Below are 20,398 nucleotides of genomic sequence, written 5' to 3' on the forward strand. Positions count from 1 at the left end.
TAGCTGCGAGCTATTTTTCAACTCGTATACTGCATCTCACTCAGATTCCTGTAAAGCCCGCCGTTTACCCGGATTAATTCGTGGTGGGTGCCTTGTTCTACGATATGTCCCTGATCCAGTACAATGATCTTATCTGCCTGTCTTACGGTGGAAAGCCGGTGGGCGATGACAATAGAAGTACGCCCTTCCATTAGTTTCTCCAGTGCATCCTGTACCAGCCTTTCCGATTCAGAGTCCAGGGCTGAAGTGGCTTCATCTAAAATTAATATCCTGGGATTTTTCAATACGGCCCTGGCAATGGCGATGCGTTGGCGCTGCCCTCCGGAAAGCTGAATGCCCCGCTCTCCTACTATGGTATCCAGTCCCTGTGGTATCCGTTCAATGAATTCCCAGGCATTGGCCTGTTTGGCGGCATGTATAATTTCTTCATCTGTAGCACCGGGTTTGCCATAAGCAATATTTTCCCGGATTGTACCTCCAAAAAGAAATACATCCTGTGGTACCACGGCCATCTGGCTGCGCAATGCAGATAAGGGAAAGGAGGTAGCCGCTTTTCCATCAAAGAGGATACTGCCATGAGTAGGGTTATACAGTCTCAACAATAGGGACACAATTGTGCTTTTCCCCGCACCGCTTGGACCTACCAGGGCTATTTGCTGATCAGCAGCCACACTGAAAGAGATTTCCTTCAGTACATGAATATCTTCCCGGGAGGGATAATGAAAAGACACATTTTTAAAGTCTATTTGCCCGTGGAGAAAATGTGCGGGTGCTATTGCTGTTTGTTCTTCTATCGGTTCTGCCGGTTCATCCAGGATTTCCAGCAGGTGTTCTGTAGCGCCAATACTTTTTTGGAGATTGGAATACACTTCTGCCAGGCCGGCAATAGAAGCACCAATAAAAGCAGAATACAATACAAATGAAAAGAGCAGGCCGGTAGGTAATCCCATGGCAGCACCTCTCCAGATGACAGCTACCAGGGCGCCAAAAATCCCGAGGATGATAAAGGAAGAAAAAGCACCTCTGTATTTACCGCCTTTCATGCCGGTACGTGCGGCAGCATCGGTTTTCTGACGATAACGCTTCATCTCGAAAAACTCATTGGCAAAGGCTTTTACATTTAATATGCCCTGCAGGGTTTCTTCTACAATGGTATTGGAAGCGGCTACCTGTTCCTGTACTTCTTTAGAAAAGCGACGGATGAACTTCCCAAAGAATATGGCCACTATAACAATCACCGGCAATACTGCCAGCATAAATACAGTTAGCTTGAAAGAGGTGCTCATCAGCAGAATTACACCGCCCACTATAATAATAACCTGTCGTATAAATTCTGCAATAGTGGTGGTAAACGTTTCCTGCAGTAGGGAAATGTCTGAAGAAATGCGGCTGCTCAGCTCTCCTACCCGCCGCTGCAGGAAGAATTTCATGGGAAGCCGGATCAGGTGGTTGTAGATATGCTGACGCAGCGCTGCCAGTGTTTTCTCTGTCACATTTACAAACAGCATGATCCTGAAAAAGGAAAAGACAGCTTGGGCTACCAATACGCCCACCAGCAATAAACCGGCCCGGTTAATGCTTTCTGTCAGATGTCCCTGGGTACCTGCGTCTACGAGTTGCCCCAATAACTTGGGAAATGCCAGTCCTGCCAAACTGGAGATAAGGAGGAAGAGCAGGCCGATACTGAATTCTAGCCAATAAGGTTTTACATATTTAAAGAGCCGGAGTGTTTTTTTTAATGATCCTGCCTGCAGGCCTTTCTTTGATGCTTCGTTTTCCATGTATATTACCAGGTTTGTTCATGAGTGCCTCCTGCGTGCCGGGTAATGGCAGGCGTATAGGCCGGTAACTTTGCGCAGTCATAGGTTACGAAGTGAAACATCCGCTTAACCTGTACTGGTGTTGACCATAAGTAGTAGACGGATGGAAAAGGGAAATATTTTATTTCCGCAGCAAATATAGCAGTTTTGTACTTAGGTAGTGAGTAATCAAACAGGCTTGTAAAGCAGGCAAAAATACATGGGGCTGGTCAAAGCAAAACAGGCTTTTGACCAGCCCCATGAATGGCAAATGCCATTACCACATATTTTATGTGGAGAATACGCTGTTATTTTCCACCGTTGCCGCTCCTGTTCTTGGAGGAGTCTGCTGTACCAGTACCATAACGGGAAGAATCTTCTCCCGGATTAATTGCTCCTGGCGGCATTTCTGCGCCGGGTGCAGTGTCTGGTGTCATCATGGCGGTATCCATACTATTAGTGGGTGGAATTGAATCTTCCGTTGTTTTTTGTCCGCCGTTTCCACAGGCCATTAGCAGGGTGCCACAAAAGCCTGTAATCAGCAAAGCTTTCCATATTTTGCTGCTGTGCATCGGTTGTCCGTTTGTTAATGGTTTCATCATCATCGATTTATAGGTCAAAAAAAACTACTCCCTGTATTCTTCGTACAAGGGTGCTATTTCTACAATTAGTATCACTCCTGCCACAATACGGGGCTAATACTATCAGAGTAGTATAGCTGTATGAGGCTGCTTCTTAGCGTAAACTAATTATTGAACCGGCATGGTGGTCGTGTCACGTTGCATAGCTGTATCAGCAGGCATGGTAGCTGCTGTATCGGTATTTTGCATCACACCACTGGTATCTGTGTTGCTGGTACTGTTTTTAGCGCCGTCGCAGGCAAACAGAAAGAGGCTGAGTATCCCTGCTACACAAAGGGTAATACACAGTTTATATAAGTAAAGATGCAGGGGCATTTGCTGTTGAACGTTTGCTTGTACTTTCATAACATTCTTTTTAAAAGGTAGATTAATAAAGTATGGTCATCAGGAATAGGGAAAGAATTGTGCCAACACGTACATTTGTAATGCATACAATTTGTTAAAACCATGGAGCAGCTGCTTACTGTAATAAAAGAAGATCAGTTATTGAAAGTGGGTGTGGCCCTGGCAATGGGTGCTATTCTGGGGCTGGAAAGGGAATATAAACGCAAAACGGCTGGCATGCGCACCATCACCCTGATTTGTGTAAGCTGTACCCTGTTTACTATCCTTTCGGCAGAACTGGGATACCCCAACAGCCCCGATCGCGTTGCCTCCAATATTCTTACCGGGGTTGGTTTCATTGGTGCAGGGGTTATTTTTAAAGGCAATTTTACTATTGATGGTATTACTACCGCGGCCACGATATGGATTGCAGCCGCTTTGGGTATGGCCATTGGTATGAGCGAATACTGGCTGGCTGGATTCGCGCTCCTGGGCTCCCTGCTGATATTAACTGTGCTGGAATATGTGGAAGCATATATACCTCGCATCAATGACCGCCGTTTCTATGCCGTAAAATATGATATGGATAAGGAACCATGTATTGATATGCCGGGCATTTTTAATAGCCATAAACTGAAGTTTATCCGGGAAGCGGTAGAAAGAAAAGATGGGATGGTACAGGAAAAATATGCAGCCCGGGGTACCCAGAAAAACCTGAATCTACTGGACAGCTTTTTGTATGATAACAAAGATATCAGGGAATTGGAAATACAGTCTAATCCTTTGTAATATGAGGTAGACATTATTTAAACTGTTGAGACATGAGTAGAGGATATGCAGATCTGCCTTTGCACTATGGTGCAGTCCCGCCCTGGCTGGCACAGCGCATGAGCTTACTAGGAGGCGCTATTGTGGAAGCTATTATAGCAGATTATGGCAAGGCAGAAGTAGTACGCCGTTTAAGTGATCCTTTCTGGTTCCAGGCATTAGGATGTGTAATGGGAATGGACTGGCATTCTTCCGGTATTACTACCAGCGTAATGGGAGCATTGAAAAAAGCAGTGAATCCCAAAGCCAAAGAACTGGGTATTTACATTTGTGGCGGAAAGGGAAAACATTCCCGTCAAACGCCTGCCGAACTGCTGGTAATGGCGGACAAAACCGGATTACCGGGACATGAACTGGTAAGATGTAGCAAACTGGCGGCTAAAGTAGATAATACAGCTGTTCAGGATGGATTTCAATTATACCTGCATTCTTTTATTGTAACGGATACGGGTGAATGGGCAGTGGTGCAGCAAGGGATGAATGATGCAAATGGAATGGCAAGGCGCTACCACTGGCATTCTGCTACACTCCGCTCTTTTACAGAAGTACCACATACTTTTATCTATGGTCATAACCAGGGCCTCATTCTGAATCTTACAGATAAAACTGCCGCTACTACGAAGGCGGGCATGCTGCAATTGTTAAAAGAACAACCCTCCTTCCTGTTGCCGGAAGTGCGTAAACTTGTAATGCCTTCCCATCATGAGGTAAGGGCCACCGATGTTAATCTGAAAAGGCTGGGTAGCATCCTCGCAGTGGCGCACGAACGCGGACTAGCCGATTTTGAATCCCTTTTATTGCTGGAAGGTGTTGGCCCCAGGGCAATTCAGTCCTTAACTCTGGTCAGTGAAGTAATCCATGGTACCTCCTCCCGTTTTGAAGACCCTGCCCGCTTCTCTTTTGCGCATGGCGGAAAAGATGGTCACCCGTTTCCTGTGCCCACAAGGGTCTATGATGAAACGATCCGTGTGTTACGGGATTCCCTCGAACGTGCTAAAATCGGGAATACTGATAAGCAGGAGGCTATCCGGAAATTGTCGGTGTTGGCGCAACAGGTAGAAAAAGACTTTGAGCCTAACACCAATTTCGACAAGGTGATTGAACGGGAACGTGATAATTCCTGGAAATATGGCGGGCGTACCGTAATGGGGAAAGCGCAGCCTCCCGGCAGGAAAGGAAATGGCCGGCAACTGGATTTGTTTGAATAACAAATTGTGGAATGGCCTGTTTTTTGGACCAGGTAGGTAAAACCTATTTGTTATGGCACGTTATTCCAAAAAAGCACAAGAACAGGTAGAAAAAACCATGCACCGCGAAAAGAAAGGCACATTGCGCAGCGGCAGTGGTGCAAAGGTAAAGAGCCGTAAACAGGCGATTGCAATTGCTTTATCAGAAGCAAGGGAAAAGGGTTATAAGGTTCCGGAGAAAAAGGAAAGCAGCAAAAAAGCAACACCCAGGAAAGCAGCTGCTAAAAAGGCTGCAACAAAAAAGACAACTACTAAAAAAGCAGCGCCTAAGAAGGCGGCCGCTAAAAAAGGTACAAGAAAAAAGGCCACGGCTAAAAAAACAACAGCCTGATGACGCAGGATTATAATCAGATTACCATTCCGGAAGCCACTGCCCTGCAGCAGGAATTACGCAGTAAAGTGTTGATACAGGCACCTGATTTCCCCATCAATACGGTTGCCGGTGCAGATATTTCATTTAATAAAAACAGCACCACTGTATATGCCGGCATTGTAGTGTTGAAATTTCCGGAATTACAGCCCGTAGCTTACTGCCTGGTAAAAAAAGAAGTGACGTTTCCCTATGTGCCGGGATACCTGGCATTCCGGGAAGTGCCGGCATTGCTGGAAGCCTGGAAACTACTGAAGGTAAAGCCGGATGTACTGGTAGTAGACGGGCATGGTATTGCACATCCAAGGGGATTAGGTATTGCTGCACATTTTGGGGTGCTAACAGGACAACCGGCTATTGGTTGTGCCAAGAAACTTCTGTTTGGTAAGTATGATGAACCTGGTGAGCAGCGGGGGGATTTTTCTCCTTTGCTCAATAAAGGGGTGATGATTGGCGCTGTTTTGCGTACGAAACCCAATGTGAAACCAGTTTTTGTTTCTCCCGGTTATAAAATGGATGTACCTGGTAGTTTGTCGCTGATAACACAGTGTATCGGCAATTATCGCTTACCCGAGCCTACCCGCCTGGCGCATAATGCTGTCAATCATTTCCGGGAAGGGACTTTACCCGAAGGATGCGTAAATACTCTTTAGCAGGTAATTAGATCTGATCGTTCTGCAATCCGGTCTGTTTTCCCATTGTCATCAGCACTACACCGGCTACCACAATCCCGGATGCGATAACGGCATGCAGGGTAAGGTTTTCCTTGCCCACCAGCCACCCAAGGAATAAGGCTACTACCGGGTTTACATATGCATAGGTGGCCGTTAACCTGGTAGGTGCATTTTTGGCCAGCCAGCTGTAGGAGGTAAAGCCTACCAGCGATCCCAGGAACACCAGGTAAAAATAAGCGGAGAGCGTAACCGGCGTTATCTCAAAAACGGAAGCCCACTTTTGTTCAAATATAGCACTGAGTAATAAGGATAATACAGCGCCGGATAACATTTGAATGGCGGTAGAGGTAATCTGGGTAGGCATAGGCAGCCGTTGTACCAGCAGGGAGCCAAATGCCCAGCTCACGGAACCGGCTACCACAATGATGATAGGCCATAACGGATAGTCCCGTACGGTATCCTCTGAAAAAGGATTGAACAGGAAGAACAAACCTACAAAGCCAACAAAGATACCTGACAAAGTAAGCGCTGCCGGCCGCTTTTTACTGAAAAAAGCCCAGTCCAACCCAATAAACCAGGCGGGTAATGCAGCTACAATCAGGGCTACCAGCCCGGAAGGCATATAGCGCACGGCCAGCGCTACTGCACTGTTGCCTATACCTATCAGCAACGCTCCTACCAGGATAGCGGAAAGCAACTGCCGGGGTGCTGGCCATACTTTTTCCTTTAACCGGCCTATCATCAACAGGATACTTCCGGCCAGCAAAAAACGTAACCCGGATACCAGAAACGGGGGCACCTTTTCTGTGGCGATCTTCATGCCCAGAAAGGTGGAGCCCCATATAATGTATACAGCACCGAGGCATGCAAATAATTTTACTTTATTGGGGTGTGAACCACCGGTTTCCGTTTTCATGTGTCTGATTAATCTTCCTCCTGAACATCGCTGTTTTCCTGTCTACGGTTTTACATACACTTCAATAATCGCATTGGTAGGCCTGCGTGGTGCCAGGAAGGTATCCACCTGTTTGTAATGCTGCTTTAATTCTTTTTGCAAGGCAAACGGGAAGAAATTATTTAAAGTAGGTGCGTATTCATACAGGATCAGGTCATAATGCTGTTGCTGCACTTTTTGTGTAAAAGCGGCCAGCTGCTGGTTAAACATCCCCACCCCCAAATGATACCATAACGGGAAATCAGGCCCTGTTTCTGTTTTATATGGCATGGCATGCGCGAGTGGCGTTAACTCTGTCATATTCAATACCTTAATATCGCCTTTCTTTTCTTTTACTACGGGTAAAGCCATGATCCGGTCTATGCCTTCCACCGTGGATGGTGGCATATAGATCTTCCTGAATTCCGGTAAGCTGGAAAAGATCCATTTGGAAGTAGGTACGTCTGTAGTATCTGTATTCACCATATAATTGTTCCGGGATACTACATTCTCTCCGGTAGCGCTGATATTGGCATGTGCGGTGGCTTCAGGATTAACCCTGGACAATACCCGGTCGAAGTATTTCCAATACACGCCGGACCACCAGAAAAGTACCAGTACTGTGGCGACTAGTACAGGCTTCCATTGCTCCAGCTTTAAATGCAGCTGTACATTCAGCTGTGATACGATAAAGGCAAATGCAAAACTATGGAAGAAAATATTGTTATCCGGAGGAGTATAACTGGTGACCTGGAAAAGAGCCGCTTCTGTCAGTATCCCTAAGGTAAGCAGGATAAAAAGCATCTGCTGCTTATTGTGCCAATAGGATTTAAAATGGGAAAAGGCCGGCAGCAGACAAATGACAATCAGCAAAAAGTATACCTTGATCCACTGAGAGCTACCCATGATTTCTGAAATGAAGTCATTAGGCGATAACCGGGAATTATGTGGAGCCTGTCCATGATTGAACCAATACGCAAAGCCAGGCATTAAAGGGGCAATAAACAATACTGCAACTAATCCATAGATTCCCAGGAACAGGGGAATTTCCCACCATTTCTTTTCCAGCAGGGTGCTATACCCTAATAAGGCCAGGCATACAAGTAAGGCCATACCGCCTCCGTCCTGCTTGGTAAATAAGGAAAGGAAGGTGAACAGGGCGGCCAGCGTAAGGTATACAAAGCGCATTTTGCCCGTGCTGGTGAGTTGATAGCGCAACAGAAAGCTCAATCCTATCAGCTCATAAATAATAACCGTATGATTATACCAGGGCCAGAAGTTGGAATAAGAATAGGATAACACAAATACCAGGACAGACAAAAATCTGATCTGCGGGGTTACCCCCAGGCTTTTCAGGATAGACCGGAAAGCCAACCCGCCCATGATATTGATCAGCACCTGTGCTTTTACCAGGGAAATCAGATGTGGGCCAAACAATTTAAAAAACAAGGCCGGGATGATCCAGAAACCATATCCCAGCGGGGAGCCAAAATCTTTAAAGGGTACCTCGCCTGAGGATAAACGATAAGCGCCTTCCCAGGAAAGGAAAATGTTTACGCGATACGGAAACGTTACAAACAGTGGCACTATAGCCAATCCAACAATAATAAATAGCTCTGCAAGCGTATATTTCTGTTGTTTCAGGGATAAAAATGGCATGTAGGTAATTTAAATATGTGCTGATGAGTAATATCTTGATTAACAAAAAACGGATATCTTTATCCTGTTCCAGGCACCAAAAATAATTTAATAAACTATAACTGTGCAGTATAACCTTATTATTTTTTCTTAATTTAAAGCAGTAAGTGTAACTTGTTGCGTCAACTTATACATCTCAGTGAAATATTTACAACTACTCAGACCATCCCATTGGATCAAAAATTTCTTCCTGTTCATACCCCTCTTCTTCGCAGGTGAGATTTTTAATGTGGCTAAAATAACTGATCTGCTGATCGCTTTTCTGTCGTTTAGCATCACTGCCAGCAGTATCTATATTATTAACGATTACCGTGATATTGAAGCGGACCGTAAACACCCTAAAAAGTGTAAACGCCCGCTGGCGTCTGGTGCGGTATCTAAACCGGCGGCCCTGGTAATCTTTGTGCTTTCAGTGGTAATCGGACTGGCCCTGGCCTGGTATGTAAAACCTAAGTTCCTGTTTGTAACAGGGATTTATTTTGTTCTGAACCTGTTGTACTCTTTTGGATTGAAAAATATCTCTATCCTGGACATCCTGATCCTCTCCATGGGGTTTGTATTACGGGTAAAAGCCGGTGGGATTGCTTCAGAGGTGCCCACGTCAGAGTGGCTGATGGTGATGATCTTCCTGCTGGCCCTGTTTATGGCCATTGCCAAACGGCGCGATGATGTACTGATTAAAGTGCAGTCTGGCCAGGAAATGCGCAAAGCCGTGAAGGGCTATAACCTGGACTTTATGAATGTAATGTTGGGACTGGTTTCCGCAGTCATCATCGTTTCTTACCTGTTGTATACCATGAGTCCGCAAACGATAGAACACTTCGGTACCTATCGCCTCTATTACACAACGCTTTTTGTAATTGCCGGATTATTACGATATTTGCAAATAACCTACGTGGAGAACAATACTGGTTCTCCCACTAAAATCCTATATAAAGACCGTTTTATTCAATTAACCATACTCCTTTGGGTCCTGAGTTTTTATGTGATCATTTATTTATTGCCCACTAACAAAAGTTTTTTTGAATAATGCAAAAACGGTTAGCAAATTGGGGAAATTACCCCGTTGTTTCCAGTGAAGAAAGCACCTTTTCACAGGAAGCACAATTAAAAGAGTTTGTAACATCCCATCAGCATATTATAGCCAGGGGAAACGGCCGCTGTTATGGCGATGCTTCCCTGGGCGAACACAGTATCTCCATGTTGAAGTACGATAAGGTAATGGCATTTGATACCGAAACCGGTATTTTTGAATGTCAGGCCGGGCTTACCCTGGATCAGATACTGGATATCATTGTTCCCAAAGGATGGTTCCTCCCTGTTACCCCAGGTACAAAATACATTACAGTAGGCGGTGCGGTTGCTTCTGATGTGCACGGTAAAAACCATCACGTAGATGGGGCTTTTTCCAGTCATATCATTGATATGGATGTAATCACCGGCAATGGAGATACAGTTTGCTGCGCACCAGATCAGGAAAGTGACCTTTTCTGGGCTACCTGTGGCGGTATGGGGCTTACCGGGGTGATTACAAGGGTTAAATTCCACCTCAAGAAAATCTCGACGGCCTATATCAAACAAACCCAGATCAAGGCCAAAAACCTGGATGAGATTATCCGGCTTTTTGAAGAATACAAGCATTATACGTATTCCATGGCCTGGATAGACTGTCTTAAAAAGGGTGACGGATTTGGACGCAGCATCCTGATCGTTGGGGAACATGCTACCCCAGATGAGCTGAACGACAAACAAAGAAAGGCGCCACTGAAGATACCGGGCAAGCCAAAGCTGACGGTACCTTTTAACCTCCCCTCTTTTGTACTTAATACCTTCACCGTAAAAGCATTTAACTGGTTATACTATGGAAAGAATTTCAAAAGGGTGATCAATAACGTGGTGCCCTATGAACCTTTCTTTTACCCGTTGGATGCTATCCTGCACTGGAACCGTGGATATGGTAAAGCTGGCTTTGTGCAATACCAGTTTGTATTACCCCTGGAAAAAAAGGATGGGCTGGCTGCTATTTTACATCGCATCAGCGATAAAGGGCTGGGATCTTTCCTGGCGGTATTGAAAGTATTTGGTAATCAGGACAGCCTTATCTCCTTCCCGATGGAAGGCTATACGCTGGCGCTGGATTTTCCGGTTCGGGATGGGCTGTTTGAATTCCTCGATGAGATGGATGCCCTCGTATTGCAATATGGCGGCCGTTTATACTTATCAAAAGACGCCCGCATGAAACAGGAAGTGTTCTGGAAAAGTTACCCCAATGCGGAGCGCTTTGCCAATATTGTGCAATCCTATAACGTCAATAAACGGTTTACCTCCCTGCAGTCCGATCGCCTGGGGATCAGTAAATAGCTCAAAAAATAACATAATAGCTAACAGCCAACAGCTAATAGCTAAAAGCTAAATAAACATGCCTACTGTTTTAATACTGGGAGCCGGGTCTGATATGGCCATCGCCATTGCCCGGGAATTTGCCCGTCAAAAATATAATGTACAGCTTGCTGCCAGAAATGCAGCTGCTTTAACAGCTTTGGAACAGGATCTGAAAATCCGCCATGAAGTAACAGCCAGCTGCCATACTTTTGATGCTACTGATTTTAATAGCCATCAGGCGTTTTATGATGGACTACCCGTAAAACCTGATGTTACCATCTGTGTATTCGGATACCTGGGTGACCAGGAAAAGGGACAAACAAACTGGGAGGAAGCCGCCCGGATTATTCATACGAACTATACTGGTGCCGTATCTGTATTAAATGTTGTAGCTACTGCTTATGCAGCTAGAAAACAAGGTGTGATTGTTGGGATCAGCTCTGTGGCGGGAGAACGTGGCCGTCAGAGCAATTATATTTATGGCAGTGCCAAAGCAGGATTTACCGCCTACCTGAGCGGGCTGAGAAACCGGTTGTTTCATACAGGGGTACATGTAATGAGTGTACAGCCAGGGTTTGTATATACCCGTATGACTGAAAACCTGACCCTGCCCCCGCTCCTCACAGCCCAGCCCCAGGATGTGGCAGTGGCCGTTTACAAAGGTGTCGTGAAGAGGAAAAATGTATTGTATGTAAAATGGTTCTGGCGGTATATTATGCTCATTATTAAAATGATTCCCGAAGGGATCTTCAAAAAGCTTAAACTGTGAAACCAGCGATTGCTTTTTTTGATTTTGATGGTACTATCACGAATAAGGATACACTTTTCGAGATCATCCGTTTTCAGAAAGGAAGCCCTGCGCTGTACAGGGGATTGCTAAGATTATCCCCTGCCCTCGTTCTGTTTAAGTTAAAACTGGTCTCTAACCAGGATATGAAAGAACGGGTGCTCCGTTTTTTCTTTAAAGATACCACTGTAGCGCAATTCAGGGAACAGTGCCAGGCTTTCTGCCGGGAACGGTTGCCAGGAATGCTGCGCCCTCATGCGGTACAAGCTATAAAATCACATTTGTCCAAAGGGCACCAGGTAGTGGTCGTTACGGCCTCTGCTCATGATTGGGTAGCCCCCTGGTGCAAAGAAATGGGAATAGGCTGCATTGGATCTGTATTGGAAGAACAGGGACAGCGGATTACAGGTAACCTGGTAGGGCTGAATTGTAACGGACCACAAAAAGTGGTTCGTATCCGCGAACAGTTCGACCTTACCGCTTTCCGGGAAGTCTATGCTTATGGTGACAGCAGCGGCGACCGCGATATGCTGGCACTGGCGCAACACCCGCATTATAAACCCTTTAGAAACTAAAGCCTGAATACCGCAGGAAGCTCCCATCTTTCGGGGGATAATTTTACAAAAGCTAAAGGCTAATAGCTGACAGCTATAAAATAAGAATGTCCTGCCAGTAGCAGGACATTTCTTATTATTGAAACAGGAATGATTGCATGTTTTGGTGTCCGGCATCACCGGATAAGCTTGTTGATCACATAACTGCTAGGCCGCAGCTCTTGCCTTAATCGTTTTTACCCTGCCAGATTTCAGTTGAATGATACCTGCCCAGTTCATTAATTTCATGATCGGATAAGTAGGATCCAGCTCAAACCATTTCTTGGCAAAGTTAGGACTGTCTTTATACATATGGTGATTGTTCTGGAACAATTCTCCCAGCAATAATATACCCCAGGGAGAACTGTTTTTGGAATGATCGCCGTTGTTGAAGTTACTATAACCGTATTTATGTCCGCACCAGTTTACTACGGCACCCTGGATAGGCCCCATCAGAAAGTGGATAGGTAATAGCAGGAACCAGATCCAGCTGGGGGCAAAAGCAACATAGAACCCTACGTAAGCGGCCATCCAGGTAATACGGGTAATCATGCTGTCGCCAAAACGGTCCAGTGCATCCCATTCGGGTAAAGGCTCCTGGGTGAATTTGGCATCGGGCAGATTTTTCCGGGTCACGAATCCATTGTAAATATTGCGGGTGTGGATCATCATGCCCCATACATCTTTAAAAAAATGCGGAGAATGCGGATCTTTCTCTGTATCACTATATTCATGATGCATCCGGTGCATCACACCATATGCTCTTGGAATCAGGTAAGATGATCCCTGGAAAAACCAGGTGCAAAAGTAAAATACCCTTTCCCAGCCTTTACTGGTGGTATACATCTGATGGGATGCGTACCGGTGTAAATAGAATGTGTGAAAGAATAAGGAAAAAAACCAGTGCACACAAAAGAAGATCAGTATTGCTATCATTATTGCGCTTTGTAGAAAAACTTATTGAAGGCGCGAAGGTAGGTTAAAATGTTGGATGTTAAGCGGTTTATCATGCCGTCATAGCAATATTACCGCTGAATATGGGTACTAGTCATCATGCCGGCAAATGTTAAAGTTTCTTTAAAGCTGTGCAGTTATTTTTACCCACCGGAGCTCCAGCAGATTAAGGCCATTATTGACCAGCCCTGTTACATTGGGTTGCAACAACCGGATCACCTGATCATAGAACACAGGTACTACGGGGGCGTCTGCTATGATCATACGGTCCATCTCCTGATAAAGCCGGTATCGGATACTATCATTATTTTCCTGCAGGGACTGCTCATAAAGGCGGTCCAATTGTGGATTGGTATAACGGGTATAGTTGGGAGGTGCAGGGTTTTTACTGTAAAACATCGCCAGGAAGCTCTCTGCATCCGGATAATCCGCAATCCAGCTGCCCCGGAAAAACACAGCCTGCGATTTGGCGGTTTGTTCCAGCAGCAATGCTTTCTGTATCACTTCTACCTGTACCCGGATACCGATTTCCTGTAATTGATTGGCGACAAAGTTGGCCAGGTCGGCATAGTTTGGAATAGACAATAACTTCATTACCGGGAGCCCCTTCCCTTCCGGATAACCGGCTTCCTGCAAAAGCTGCCTTGCCAGGGCAGGGTTATAAGTGAACCCTTTTACTTTATCCGCATCAAAGGAAGGCAAACCTGCGGGCACAAAACCGGCCAGTGCAGGGGTACCAATGCCATTGCGCAGGTAGGTCATCATTTTCGTACGATCAAACCCGTAATTCACTGCCTGTCTGATCTTCTTCAGCCGGGTGGGTGATTGTTTCACCGCTGCGATGCTGCTGTCCATCAAAAAGCCAAAATACTCAATGTTGAGATACGGGCTTTTGGAAAGCTGGATTCTACCCTCCCATGCTTTCTTTAATGTGCCCTTTTTAGTAAGTACTTCATCTTTAAAGGAGGCATCAATATCATTCATAAAGTCAATCTGCCCCTGCCGGAACAACAGGAACTCGGATGCCTTGCTGTCCAGGAAGCTGATTTGTACAGCATCCAGGTAAGGCAAGGGGATACCGGCACTATCCTTCTCAAAGTACCGGGGGTTTTTATGGAAAATAAGCGCCTGCCCTTCATCCCAGTAGTGGAACTGGAAAGGTCCGGTACCACAGGGGTGCTTACGAAAGTCGGCCCCGTATTTTTCCACCACCTCTTTAGGAATAATGGAACAATACTGCATGCTCAGGATACCCAGTATAGGATGGAAAGGCTGCAGTAAGGTAAGCTGGAAAGTAGAGTCATTCAAAGCAATAAAGCCTTTATCAGGATCTACCTTACCATTAAAGATCCAGGCACCGGGGGATGCAGTGGCTGGAAGCATAATCCGCCGGAGGCTATACACCACATCTGCGGCTGTCATCCTCCTTCCTTTCCCTTCCGGAAATACCTCATTATCATGAAAATAAACATCACTCCTTAATGTAAAGGTATAAGTCCGGTGATCAGCTGATATCTCCCAATGCCGAGCCAGGGAAGGACGCAATTCCAGCAGGCTGTCGGGCTCCAGTAATGTGTTGTAGAGTTGTTTTACCGCCCATATAACAGGCTGGCTTTTCGCAAAAGCCGGGTCTAAAGTTGGGATCCCTTCCTGCTGGTTATAACGGAATACCTGCTGATGGGAGGCTGCCTTTCTTCCACAGGAGGATAAAAAAAATAGAAAACATCCAGCCGCGATACCCCAAAAGGTAACAGACTGATAATAAAATCGTTGTACGGATATGTAAGGCAGCTTCATCAGCAATTAAAATAACGTTATATTGATTTTCAATGTCTTATACGTTAAAAAACATACATGTTTCATTTCGCAGTAAATTAATACCTTTCCGGTTAAAATCACGATCAAATATGCGCACCATTCCTATGCTTTTAGTGGTGTTGCTGTCAGCCTTCAGTGCTGGTGCACAGCAGCATCATTTTACAAGGGCCGATACACTGAGAGGATCTATCACACCCCAGCGCGCCTGGTGGGACGTTACCACTTACGACCTGCACGTACAGGTATCACCGGGGGATAGCTCCTTTAGCGGTTTTAATACCATCACATATAAGGTACTTAAGCCAGACACCGTTATGCAGATTGATTTGCAAATGCCCATGGAAATAGACAGCGTGGTGCAGGATAAGATGGCGCTGTCTTTTGAGCGTCAGGGCAATGCCTTTTTTATAAGGGTGAAGGCTATTCAGGAAAAAGATAAACAAAAAAAGATCACTGTGTATTACCACGGCAAACCCAAAGTGGCCGTAAATGCGCCCTGGGATGGTGGCGTGGTATGGGGGAAGGACAATAAGGGGCGCCCATGGATAGCTACTGCCTGTCAGGGACTTGGGGCCAGCGTTTGGTGGCCTAACAAAGACCATCAGAGTGATGAGCCCGAAAATATGTCCATCAGCGTCACCGTTCCGGCAGAACTTACGAATGTATCCAATGGCCGGCTGAAAAAACGGGTAGACAATGGTGATGAAACGGCTACTTACCTCTGGTATGTCAGCAATCCCATCAACAACTACGATGTAGCCCTCAATATTGGACACTACACGGAGTTTAAAGAAGTTTATTCAGGGGAAGGTGGTAAACTGGACCTGGACTACTGGGTACTGGACTATAATGAGGACAAGGCCAGGGAACATTTTCAGGTGGTAAAGCCTATGATGAAATGTTTTGAATACTGGTTCGGGAAATATCCTTTCTATAAAGACAGCTATAAACTGGTAGAAGCACCTCACCTAGGTATGGAGCACCAGAGTGCGGTAGCCTATGGGAACAAGTTCCAGATGGGCTATAAAGGTACTGACCTTTCCGGGAGTGGCTGGGGCCTGAAATGGGACTTCATTATTATACATGAGAGCGGACATGAATGGTTCGGCAATAATATTACTACCAAAGACATTGCAGACATGTGGGTACATGAAAGCTTTACCAACTACTCCGAAACGCTGTTTACCGGATGCCAGTATGGGCCGAAGGCTGCGGATGCCTATATTGAAGGCGTAAGGAAAAACATCAAAAATGATATTCCTGTTATCGGGCCGTACGGGGTAAATCAGGAAGGTTCAGGGGATATGTACTACAAAGGAGCCAATATGATCCATACCATCCGCCAGATCATTAATGATGATAATGTATTCCGCGAAATCCTGCGGGGACTGAATAAAACCTTCTGGCACCAAACGGTTACCACCCAGCAGGTAGAAGCCTATATCAATGAAAAGTCGGGGATGGATTTCAGCAAGGTATTTGACCAGTATTTACGGCATACAACGGTACCATTGCTGGAATATAAAATAGAAGGTCAGCAACTGCTGTTCCGCTGGGTAACTGATGTAAAAGGCTTTAATATGCCCGTAAAGGTTACCTTGGGCGAACGGGGCTTCCAGTTTATCTTTCCTACCACCAAATGGAGCGGTGCCAATCTTACACTCACCGATCCATCGAAATTTGAAATAGACAAACGCTTTTATATTGAAACCAGGCAGGTAAAATAACTAAGTTATAAAATCAGCTAATAGTACGGGCCATAAGCAGGAATATTATCCGCTTATAGCCCGTAGTCTTATTTTAAACAAGATAGGCAATTTTACTTCACCGCTGCTTTCAGTTGCTGGAAGATGTTGTTACGAATCTCATCTGTACTGCCTTGCTGCGGATACTCCAGCATTGTTTGCTGTACATACCTGATGCGATGATCCGTCAGCGGGTGTGTACTGATGAATTCAGGAATGGAGATACTGCTCTTTTCATTCCCCGCTTTTTTTAGTGCTTCCATCAGCCCCAGCATTCCCTGCTGGTCAATTTTATTACGACGCATCATTTCCAGTCCTTTCAGGTCAGCTTCTTCTTCAAATTCCCGGGAGTACTGAAGTGTACGTAACTGATCGGCATTTTTAAAGAGCGTAGCCATCATACCATTTACATCATTAAATACCAGGGAGCCAAAGAGATAGCCGCTGAGGTTGCGTACCAGGCTACGCATGGAGTGCCGGTACTTGATATGGGAGATTTCATGCGATAACAAAGCAGCCAGCTCTTCGGGCGTATCCAGTTTGCGGAGTAAGGCACTGTACACTACAATATAGCCACCTGGTAATGCATAGGCATTGATCACATCGCTATCGACCACACTAAAAGTAATAGTATCCTTCACATCCCATTGAATATGAGCAGCAAAAGAAGTGAGCAACTGGCTGGCAGCGCTGTCGGGCTTTTCTCCTATCTGGTTTTTGGCCAGCGTGCCCAGCTCTTTATCATAATATAAAGGTATCAGGTCTATTGCCTTGTCGGCCAGCGGAGGAAGCACCCAAAAATAAACAGCGACAGCTATAGCAATGATTACTGCCAGTGCGGAAAGGGCTACTTTAACCCCTCCCTGGAGCACCAGCCCATACAGGCGGGCACTTCCGGAAGGCTTGTATATACGAAGCAAATCTGTTATGAATGATTTGTCCTGCACCTCTATGGTGCCAGGTACCGGCGATTCACAGGTGATACGCATAAAAGCCGGACCATTCACTTCCAGTTTTATCTCCGGAAGCAGCCAGATCCATCGCCGTTTTACATCATCTTGTGTATTGATCAGCAGGCTTTCTGCGTGCAATTGTATACTCACCGGAATTACCTGTGAGGATTGATGATCATAATATTTGCCTTCGTATCCCATTATAATCAGATCACAAAGCCCAGGTCAAGGAAATCAGCCATATCCTCACCGGTAGCATCTTTATATTCTTCTTCTGTTTGTGCCAATGCATTCAGGTTGATATCTCCGGTGATCTCAACATGGTTAAAAACAAAGGTCAGCGTGCGGGTCACGATCCAGGAATAACCAATACCCAGCGTGAAAATAAAGAGTAACAGGTTGACAAAGATCAGCTTAAAGAAGTCGCCTCCGGTAGCGGTAGAACGCAGGGAATATGCTTTGCCCTCGTGGTTTAATTTCAGATTGTCTATGTAATAGCGGAAGATGTCTGCCTGCCACCAGAACATATAAATACCTAATGTTATTATTGTTAACAGGTAGCCTACAATATTGAGCTTAAAATACGCCCAGCCATCTCCTTTGTACTCAAATTGCGCACTTCCAAAACGGATATTTGTCAGTAAATAGTTGCGTAGATTTATCTGCATCCAGGCACCATAGATACCAAAAGTAACAATGGTCAAAAACAGATTAGTGAAAAAGAGGAAGATGAACTCCTTCCTGTTACCCCGGTAGCCAAACCGTATTCCACGCCAGGACGTCCGGGAAAAGCGATAACGGTAGGCACCATGAATAGCCAGCGGTAATATAGCCAGTATACCCAGGTAAAATACCAGGATCGCACTGCCTATCATACGGTTCATCAGCAACGTTGCCGCGATACCATATAACACAATCATGAAAATGAAGGCTTTAATAAAACCCTTAAACATTTCATTACCGGTTCCATTAAAAGCAAAACGGCTGCCTTCCATCTCCGTATTGCCATACAGGTATTGTAATTGTTTGGCCTTTGCCCAGGGATAATAAAGTCCCAGTGTAATAATGGTTAATAATAAATTAACGATCACAATCCCGAAATAATCCCCTCCACTGCCTTTAAAGGTAATGGCAGGAGGAACAGGTGCCTTTGAAAAATCAGGGGGAACATACGTTTGTTGCATAATGGATAGGTTAAGGATGATTTAATGGACGCAATATATATATTAATAATTTGCTAACCAATGGGCACTGGCTAACTGCTTACTTTCTGGTATTATCACTTTCAGGATATACAGCTTGATTTACCAAAAGATATTTATTTTAGGGTACTTCAATCAAAATAAATGAAAGCAATCCTTTTTGCAGGTATAACCTGGTTAACGATCCTTTCTTCCCTGTCTGCAAAATCCCAGGCCACCCCTTCCTCCCTGTTTTTTCAAAATGTGGATGTTGCTGGTTATCAGAAGGCCTCCTTTACTCTGGAATGCTGGTTTTATGCAGAACGGACAGATCTTAATACCGGATCCTTACTGATGGCAATAAGCACGGAAAAAGGGAAACAGTTGAATGTTATGTTTGATAAATATAGTATGGAGTCTTTTCAGCCCGGCCAATGGAACAAGCTGACCTTGTCCGGAAAAATTGATAAACGTGCAGATATGCTGAGTGTGGGAGCACTCTACTCCGGCAAAGGTAAATTCTTTTATGACGACATAAAGCTCACTATAAAAAGCAAGGAAGGTGAACAGGGGCGCACGCTCCAAAACGGAGATTTTGAAGCCACTGATTTAGCACCCTGGAAGTTTGCCAACACCCCTGCAGCAGTAAACATAGCTGTAACAGACACCCTGGTACATACCGGAAAGCAGGCACTTTGTATCGATGCCAGCAAGATAGCCAGCTATACCTATGGCAATAATGATACAGCCGCTCATTATGCTACCATAAATGGTAACAGGATTTATTATGAAACATATGGTACTGGTACTCCGCTCCTGTTATTACATGGGGCATTGGAATCCATACAGGCTTTTGGTAATCAGATTCCCACTCTTTCCAGGCAATTTAAGGTAATAGCGGTAGATACACGTGGGCATGGCAGATCAACAGCCGACACTACCAGGCTCACTTACGAATTATATGCAGCTGATATGTACCAGCTGCTGAATACATTAAAACTGGATAGTGTTAACGTATTAGGCTGGAGTGATGGTGGCAACACGGGATTAATACTGGCCATGCAACATCCGGAGAAAGTTAGGAAACTGGCGGTAATGGGTGCCAACCTGTATAATGACCATACGGCTATACAGGAATGGGTAAACGACACGCTCCGCCAACAGATAAAACGGTTGGAACAAACCAGCTCATCAGGTTATGATTTTGAATTGCGGGTGAAAAGAACCCTGCTTACGGAGCCACATGTGCTCCCTGCCTCATTGCAGGCTATAAAGTGTCCGGTCCTGGTCATGGCGGGGGAAAAGGATGTAATTAAAGAAGCCCATACGGAGCTGATAGCCAACAGCATTCCCAATGGCCACCTTCTTATTTTTAAAAAGGCCACACATGACGCTCCCCGGGAAATTCCGGACCAGTTTAATAAGGCCATACTTGATTTTTTCCACCCATAAAAAAAAGTACTGATAGTG

Annotated in this window: 19 protein-coding genes; 10 read left to right on the forward strand and 9 right to left on the reverse strand. The window is 45.3% G+C overall.

The features are described from left to right. Nucleotides 1-17: 17 nt before the first annotated feature. From ABR189_RS07800 to ABR189_RS07810, 3 genes are all read right to left on the reverse strand, one after another. Nucleotides 18-1,781, reverse strand: a complete 1,764-nt coding sequence (locus ABR189_RS07800) for an ABC transporter ATP-binding protein (RefSeq protein WP_354659908.1) — start codon at nucleotides 1,779-1,781, stop codon at nucleotides 18-20. Between the two features lie 326 nt (nucleotides 1,782-2,107). Continuing rightward, nucleotides 2,108-2,398: a hypothetical protein gene (locus ABR189_RS07805; RefSeq protein ID WP_354659909.1), complete on the reverse strand. Its 291-nt coding sequence runs from the start codon at nucleotides 2,396-2,398 to the stop codon at nucleotides 2,108-2,110. A gap of 150 nt (nucleotides 2,399-2,548) precedes the next feature. Continuing rightward, nucleotides 2,549-2,785: a hypothetical protein gene (locus tag ABR189_RS07810; protein WP_354659910.1), complete on the reverse strand. Its 237-nt coding sequence runs from the start codon at nucleotides 2,783-2,785 to the stop codon at nucleotides 2,549-2,551. Between the two features lie 102 nt (nucleotides 2,786-2,887). Between ABR189_RS07810 and ABR189_RS07815 the strand changes: the two genes are divergently transcribed. Genes ABR189_RS07815 through nfi form a run of 4 tightly spaced genes read left to right on the forward strand, consistent with a single transcriptional unit; the run spans nucleotide 2,888 to nucleotide 5,862 of the window. After that, a complete protein-coding gene (locus ABR189_RS07815; RefSeq protein WP_354659911.1) occupies nucleotides 2,888-3,553 on the forward strand; it encodes an MgtC/SapB family protein in 666 nt (221 codons plus the stop codon). A gap of 32 nt (nucleotides 3,554-3,585) precedes the next feature. Beyond that, the gene (locus tag ABR189_RS07820) at nucleotides 3,586-4,800 is read left to right on the forward strand and encodes a DUF763 domain-containing protein (RefSeq protein ID WP_354659912.1); all 1,215 of its coding nucleotides are present in this window, start codon (nucleotides 3,586-3,588) and stop codon (nucleotides 4,798-4,800) included. A 52-nt stretch (nucleotides 4,801-4,852) separates the two neighbouring features. Further along, on the forward strand, nucleotides 4,853-5,170 hold the full coding sequence (locus ABR189_RS07825) for a DUF6496 domain-containing protein (protein ID WP_354659913.1): 318 nt from the start codon (nucleotides 4,853-4,855) through the stop codon (nucleotides 5,168-5,170). After that, nucleotides 5,170-5,862, forward strand: a complete 693-nt coding sequence (gene nfi, locus ABR189_RS07830; RefSeq protein WP_354659914.1) for a deoxyribonuclease V — start codon at nucleotides 5,170-5,172, stop codon at nucleotides 5,860-5,862. The genes ABR189_RS07825 and nfi overlap by 1 nt, the downstream gene beginning before the upstream one ends. A 7-nt stretch (nucleotides 5,863-5,869) precedes the next feature. On the opposite strand, the gene ABR189_RS07835 is transcribed toward nfi, so the two are convergent. Both ABR189_RS07835 and ABR189_RS07840 read right to left on the reverse strand, forming a co-directional pair. Next, entirely contained in the window at nucleotides 5,870-6,799 is a 930-nt protein-coding gene (locus ABR189_RS07835; RefSeq protein ID WP_354659915.1) for an EamA family transporter, read from the reverse strand. A gap of 42 nt (nucleotides 6,800-6,841) precedes the next feature. Beyond that, a complete protein-coding gene (locus ABR189_RS07840; protein ID WP_354659916.1) occupies nucleotides 6,842-8,476 on the reverse strand; it encodes a hypothetical protein in 1,635 nt (544 codons plus the stop codon). Between the two features lie 178 nt (nucleotides 8,477-8,654). On the opposite strand from ABR189_RS07840, the gene ABR189_RS07845 reads away from it, so the two are divergent. The 4 genes from ABR189_RS07845 to ABR189_RS07860 are packed head-to-tail and all read left to right on the forward strand — an operon-like array spanning nucleotide 8,655 to nucleotide 12,259. Beyond that, complete coding sequence (locus ABR189_RS07845; protein WP_354659917.1) at nucleotides 8,655-9,545, forward strand: decaprenyl-phosphate phosphoribosyltransferase; 891 nt, start codon at nucleotides 8,655-8,657, stop codon at nucleotides 9,543-9,545. Next, nucleotides 9,545-10,876 carry an FAD-binding oxidoreductase gene (locus tag ABR189_RS07850; protein ID WP_354659918.1) on the forward strand — a complete coding sequence of 444 codons (1,332 nt, stop codon included), beginning with the start codon at nucleotides 9,545-9,547 and terminating at the stop codon, nucleotides 10,874-10,876. Before ABR189_RS07845 ends, ABR189_RS07850 begins: the two co-directional genes overlap by 1 nt. Before the next feature lie 58 nt (nucleotides 10,877-10,934). Beyond that, nucleotides 10,935-11,666, forward strand: a complete 732-nt coding sequence (locus ABR189_RS07855) for an SDR family oxidoreductase (protein ID WP_354659919.1) — start codon at nucleotides 10,935-10,937, stop codon at nucleotides 11,664-11,666. Beyond that, complete coding sequence (locus tag ABR189_RS07860; RefSeq protein WP_354659920.1) at nucleotides 11,663-12,259, forward strand: HAD family hydrolase; 597 nt, start codon at nucleotides 11,663-11,665, stop codon at nucleotides 12,257-12,259. Before ABR189_RS07855 ends, ABR189_RS07860 begins: the two co-directional genes overlap by 4 nt. 186 nt (nucleotides 12,260-12,445) lie before the next feature. Here the strand turns inward: ABR189_RS07860 and ABR189_RS07865 are convergent, their stop codons facing one another. Together ABR189_RS07865 and ABR189_RS07870 are read right to left on the reverse strand one after the other, a co-directional pair. Next, a complete protein-coding gene (locus tag ABR189_RS07865; RefSeq protein WP_354659921.1) occupies nucleotides 12,446-13,213 on the reverse strand; it encodes an acyl-CoA desaturase in 768 nt (255 codons plus the stop codon). Between the two features lie 141 nt (nucleotides 13,214-13,354). Further along, a complete protein-coding gene (locus tag ABR189_RS07870) occupies nucleotides 13,355-15,028 on the reverse strand; it encodes an ABC transporter substrate-binding protein (protein ID WP_354659922.1) in 1,674 nt (557 codons plus the stop codon). Nucleotides 15,029-15,138: 110 nt separating this feature from the next. Between ABR189_RS07870 and ABR189_RS07875 the strand changes: the two genes are divergently transcribed. Further along, complete coding sequence (locus tag ABR189_RS07875; protein WP_354659923.1) at nucleotides 15,139-16,776, forward strand: M1 family metallopeptidase; 1,638 nt, start codon at nucleotides 15,139-15,141, stop codon at nucleotides 16,774-16,776. 92 nt (nucleotides 16,777-16,868) lie between these two features. On the opposite strand, the gene ABR189_RS07880 is transcribed toward ABR189_RS07875, so the two are convergent. Continuing rightward, complete coding sequence (locus ABR189_RS07880) at nucleotides 16,869-17,948, reverse strand: M48 family metallopeptidase (RefSeq protein WP_354659924.1); 1,080 nt, start codon at nucleotides 17,946-17,948, stop codon at nucleotides 16,869-16,871. Nucleotides 17,949-17,953: 5 nt separating this feature from the next. Continuing rightward, nucleotides 17,954-18,931 (reverse strand): YjgN family protein, encoded by a 978-nt coding sequence (locus ABR189_RS07885; protein WP_354659925.1) that lies wholly within the window; start codon nucleotides 18,929-18,931, stop codon nucleotides 17,954-17,956. 162 nt (nucleotides 18,932-19,093) lie between these two features. On the opposite strand from ABR189_RS07885, the gene ABR189_RS07890 reads away from it, so the two are divergent. Next, nucleotides 19,094-20,380, forward strand: coding sequence for an alpha/beta fold hydrolase (locus ABR189_RS07890; protein ID WP_354659926.1), 1,287 nt, complete (start codon nucleotides 19,094-19,096; stop codon nucleotides 20,378-20,380). Nucleotides 20,381-20,398 lie beyond the last annotated feature (18 nt).

Source organism: Chitinophaga sp. H8 (genome assembly GCF_040567655.1).
GTDB lineage: Bacteria > Bacteroidota > Bacteroidia > Chitinophagales > Chitinophagaceae > Chitinophaga > Chitinophaga defluvii.